The organism is Longimonas sp., from assembly GCF_046498435.1.
Classification (GTDB): Bacteria; Bacteroidota; Rhodothermia; order Rhodothermales; family Salinibacteraceae; genus Longimonas.
Window position 1 is genome coordinate 1 of the sequence record NZ_JAWOAR010000063.1, and the last position, 4,602, is coordinate 4,602.

A 4,602-nucleotide genomic window follows, 5' to 3' on the forward strand; every position below is an offset into this window, starting at 1 on the left:
CAACTGCGCCTAGCAGGTGCGGAGTCCTGACACGAGCGAAGCGACTGATGAACGCAGTGAATAAAGATCTCCACCAAGGTTGGCAGGATCCCCTGTCCCGCCGTATCTTCTGAATGACAAGGAGATGGTTCGACTGCGCTCACCATGACAGACTTCGTGGGGGCTGATTGCAGTGCAACCATCAAAATGAGAGTTGACAGAGCACTAGTGCTCTGTCACAGGTGATTCATAGGGTAACGCATGGACTCCCACGTTATAGTCATCCCGGACCATCCCGACCGCCGTCGGGAGCTGATCCAGGATCTTTTGTGGACTTCCATGACAATCATTCGCTTGAGCTACCCAACCATTGACGTGTGACACAGCACTAGTGTAGTAGGCCTGTTCTGTCATAATCTATACTACGCGATACCCAGCGTCGTCAGGAGAACAACGCCAAGCACTTTCCATCCGTCCACCCGCTCATCCATTTATAGTACTGGGGGTATAGTGAGAGTATAGTACTGGAGTGAGCACGAGAAGGGCCTTAAAACTCGCGGATTTGTACGTGTTTAGCGACTCACCGCATAAGACGCAAGAGAAACCAATAGCGTTCGGCACAAGATCGCCGGGGACGCAAGCGGTACCGACAGTGGTTGGCACAAGTTACCTGGTTATGGGCTTCTTTCGCCCGGGATCAGTATTCTGACAGCTGTCGGAAGGATATCCCGAGCGATCATTGAAGCCGACTAAACAGATACCCGGATTTATCCGAGAGAGAAGTCAACTCCACACAAGGCCGAACCGACTGTTCGCTCCGAACCTAACGCAGATGGGCCTACAACCGGTTTTTTTTGATGGAGCCCTTGTCCGGGATGACGGATGGGGAGGATCACGTGCGACCTAACAGTCAACGATCATCCAACGCGGCGTCATTCAACCTGGTATCCCCCCGCAGAGGCGCACGCAGAGATCATCAGACCGAGTTGTTTGTAAACGTGTAGGTCCAGCAAAGTGCAGATTGCAAAAGTACACATTGCAGCAACGTAGGGACAGACCGCTCCACCGGTGCGCAGTCCGGCTGTTGCTGTGTATCGCTGTACGTAAAGGTTAGAAAAGCGCTTTTTATAATCGCGTTCTCTCTTCTGGTAATGGTTTTGCGCACATGCAGCACGGCAAAAGCACCCCCCATCCCGACGCCGCCACCGGGGACCTCACCCAGTGGGGCGGCATCGCCGCCGGACGCGTTACGGCCTGGGCAAAAGCGCTCGGCACCAGCGCAGACGCGATTGTCGAGGCCGCCCGTGCGGTGCCGCCGCTGATGGACACGGGGACCGGCAAATCTCGGGAGTCTCACGATCGCCCGACGGACCCGACGCTGCGGTGCATTGCCTGGCGCCGAGCCGATGTGGAACGGGTGCAAGCCCTGTTCGACTGAACTGTTCGACTGAACTGTTCGACTGAACTGTTCGACTACGAGAACCCACCGGGCCTCAATCCCGGACTTCCCTGACGCGTGTTTTTCCTTCAATTAGATCCTACGTCCCCGATGCAAGGCAAACGAGCAACGGCCCACAATGCCCACGTCGCCCACGGCGACATCACCGAGTATGGTGGCATTGCCAGTGCCTACGTACAAGCCTGGGCAGATGCCCTAAATGCGACGCCGGAAGCAGTAGTACGCGCCGCCAGCCAGGTCCCTCCCTTGGTCGACACCGGCACAAGCGAAAGTAGCTACGAGTCGCACGAGCGCCCCACCGATCCGGCTTTGCGATGCATCGCCTGGACGAGTGAAGACGTGGAACGAGTGCGAGCCGTGGTTGGGTCTTGATGGGCGCCTTTTGATGCATGTGATGGCATCTTCGGCTACAGCAGCATTTAAGCGCCGTCTCTGGGTTCTCTGATTTGACAGTAAGAACCCAATTTTGTAGTATCTTATACGCAATGTTCACACCCAATGTGTCCCCCAAAGCAATGTGGGAGCGGGTCCGCCAACGCAGAGACGACCCACCTGGAGCAGTGGTCAATGTGAAAGCGGTTCCAGCGCGAGGTGCGTCAGGTTCCAGTCATTTCAACCAAAACAAGAGGCAGGATATGGCCAATACGTACGAGGAGGTCTACCAGCAATCGATTAAGGACCCTGAAGGATTCTGGAGCCAAGTGGCAGAGGATGTGCACTGGCACACAAAATGGGACCAGGTGCTCGACGCCTCCGATGCGCCATTTTATCGCTGGTTTGTTGGTGGCGAACTTAACACGTGCTATAATGCGCTGGACGTTCATGTAGAGGAAGGGCGTGGCGACGCGGATGCGCTGATCTACGACAGCCCTGTCACAGGTACCATCAAGACCTATACTTATACCGAACTCCGCGATGTGGTCGCCCGATTTGCCGGGGTGCTTGCCGGGCAGGGCGTCACCAAGGGCGACCGGGTCATCATCTACATGCCGATGATCCCCGAGGCCGCCATCGCCATGCTGGCCTGTGCCCGCATCGGTGCGGTGCACTCGGTGGTGTTTGGGGGATTTGCAGCCAAGGAACTCGCCACGCGCATCGACGACGCGGATCCAACCGCTATTGTCTCCGCTTCTTGCGGCATTGAGGGCGATCGCATTGTTGAATATAAGCCGCTTCTGGATAAAGCCCTTGAGCTGTCTGAGGCCAATCCGCAGACGTGCATCGTTTTCCAGCGTCCGCAGAAGACGGCCTCGCTCGTTGAAGGCCGCGACATGGAGTGGCGGGCCCTCATGGATAAAGCTGAACCGGTAGACTGCGTGCCGGTCGCCGCCACCGATCCGCTCTACATCCTCTACACGTCGGGCACAACCGGGACGCCCAAAGGCGTGGTGCGCGACAATGGCGGGCACGCGGTCGCGCTCAAGTGGACCATGAAAGCCATCTACGACATCAACGCAGGCGACGTCTGGTGGGCAGCCTCTGATGTTGGCTGGGTGGTGGGCCACTCGTACATCGTGTACGCGCCGCTCTTTAAGGGATGCACAACCGTTCTGTTTGAAGGAAAGCCGGTGGGCACGCCCGATGCCGGGACTTTCTGGCGCGTAATCTCTGAGCACAACGTGAAGTGCATGTTCACGGCCCCAACCGCCTATCGCGCCATCAAGCGGGAGGACCCGGAGGCCGAGTTGGTCAAGGACTACGATATGTCGGGGTTTGAGATTCTCTTTCTGGCTGGGGAGCGCTCGGACTCAGATACCATTCAGTGGTCGGAGGAGAACCTGGGCGTCCCTGTCATCGATCACTGGTGGCAGACCGAAACTGGCTGGGCGATTGCGGCCAATTGCATGGGCCTGCACCGCTTTCCGGTCAAGTATGGATCGACCACCAAGGCGGCGCCAGGGTGGGATGTGCAGGTCGTGGGCCCAGATGGCACCCCACTCGGGCCAGGCGAAATCGGCGCGCTGGTGGCGAAGCTCCCGCTTCCCCCCGGCACGCTCACGACGCTCTACAACGACGATGCGCGCTACAAAGAAGCCTACCTGCAGGAGTTTCCGGGCTATTACAAAACAGCCGATGCCGGCTACATCGATACGGACGACTACATCTACGTCATGGCGCGCACAGACGACATCATCAACGTGGCCGGGCACCGGCTGTCGACCGGCGCGATGGAAGAGGTGCTGGCCGACCATCCTGATGTAGCCGAATGTGCAGTGCTGGGCGTTGTGGATAAACTCAAGGGCGAGGTGCCGATCGGCTTCCTGGTGCTCAATTCGGGCGTCGACCGGGATCCGCAGGAAGTTATCGACGAGGTGATACAGATGGTGCGCAATCGCATTGGCCCCATTGCCTCGTTCAAGAAGGCAACTGTTGTAAAACGGCTGCCCAAGACGCGGTCGGGCAAGACGCTGCGAGGCACCATTCGGAAGATCGCGAACAATCAGCAGTATAGCGTTCCGGCAACAATCGACGACCCCAGCACGCTTGGCGAGATGGCTGAGGCGCTCGAGGAGATCGGGCTGGCCGGCGGACGAAGCGGCGCTGCAAGTCAAGGCGATGCCGCGGGCCAACGCGATGCTACCAAGTAAAACGTCGCCTCTTTCTGCGCGTACGGTAGTTGACGCCGCTGCGGAAAGTTACCCGAACCCCAGCGCCCACCTACCGCCTCAGGCGAACAGTGCTCGACCTCTTCTCGGTCCTGCCGCTTCTGAGCACGGATTGTGCTATGGGTTTAGAAGGCGCACAACTCCCCATCCTCCAGCCATTCGCATCCCAGCACGCTCTATGCCGTCTACCTGGTCTGGACGATTCGCACGACCACGGCACACCCGAACAGAAAAAAGGAAATCTACTCTGCTGAGGAGGCCAGCGGTGGAGGCGGCGGAGCGAATTCGGGCGGAGTGGCCTCTACGGGGGCGTTCCATTGCAGGAGGGTGGCGCTCCGGGCGGCATGCGCGCGCTCCAAGGGGTTGGAGGGGGTGACGGAAGCCAGAAGCACCGCCAGGATAAAAGCCGCTGCCGACATCGCCAGTGTAATGCGGCCCCCGGACTTCCTGAAAAAACACTGGAAGACGGCACTGTATCCAAGGTAAAGATCGTTCCCTTTTACGACAGAAGCGGGCTTATAAGAGAGACCCTGGGGACACTGAATACCGCTATATATC

General features: G+C 58.3%; 4 protein-coding genes. 3 read left to right on the forward strand and 1 reads right to left on the reverse strand.

Going from position 1 to position 4,602, the window contains the following annotated elements; translation table 11 throughout:
• Nucleotides 1–1,144 precede the first annotated feature (1,144 nt).
• From R6U20_RS02635 to R6U20_RS02645, 3 genes are all read left to right on the forward strand, one after another.
• Complete coding sequence (locus tag R6U20_RS02635; protein WP_410336320.1) at nucleotides 1,145–1,417, forward strand: hypothetical protein; 273 nt, start codon at nucleotides 1,145–1,147, stop codon at nucleotides 1,415–1,417.
• Between the two features lie 111 nt (nucleotides 1,418–1,528).
• Nucleotides 1,529–1,810, forward strand: a complete 282-nt coding sequence (locus R6U20_RS02640) for a hypothetical protein (protein WP_410336321.1) — start codon at nucleotides 1,529–1,531, stop codon at nucleotides 1,808–1,810.
• A 263-nt stretch (nucleotides 1,811–2,073) separates the two neighbouring features.
• Complete coding sequence (locus R6U20_RS02645) at nucleotides 2,074–4,026, forward strand: propionyl-CoA synthetase (protein WP_410336322.1); 1,953 nt, start codon at nucleotides 2,074–2,076, stop codon at nucleotides 4,024–4,026.
• A gap of 260 nt (nucleotides 4,027–4,286) precedes the next feature.
• On the opposite strand, the gene R6U20_RS02650 is transcribed toward R6U20_RS02645, so the two are convergent.
• Nucleotides 4,287–4,602 (reverse strand): hypothetical protein (locus R6U20_RS02650; protein WP_410336323.1); only part of this gene is annotated, 316 nt, incomplete at its 5' end.

Coding starts and splice junctions, on each gene's coding strand:
- R6U20_RS02635 (WP_410336320.1), top strand. CDS start 1,145: ATGCAGCACGGCAAAAGCACCCCCCATCCCGACGCCGCCACCGGGGAC.
- R6U20_RS02640 (WP_410336321.1), top strand. CDS start 1,529: ATGCAAGGCAAACGAGCAACGGCCCACAATGCCCACGTCGCCCACGGC.
- R6U20_RS02645 (WP_410336322.1), top strand. CDS start 2,074: ATGGCCAATACGTACGAGGAGGTCTACCAGCAATCGATTAAGGACCCT.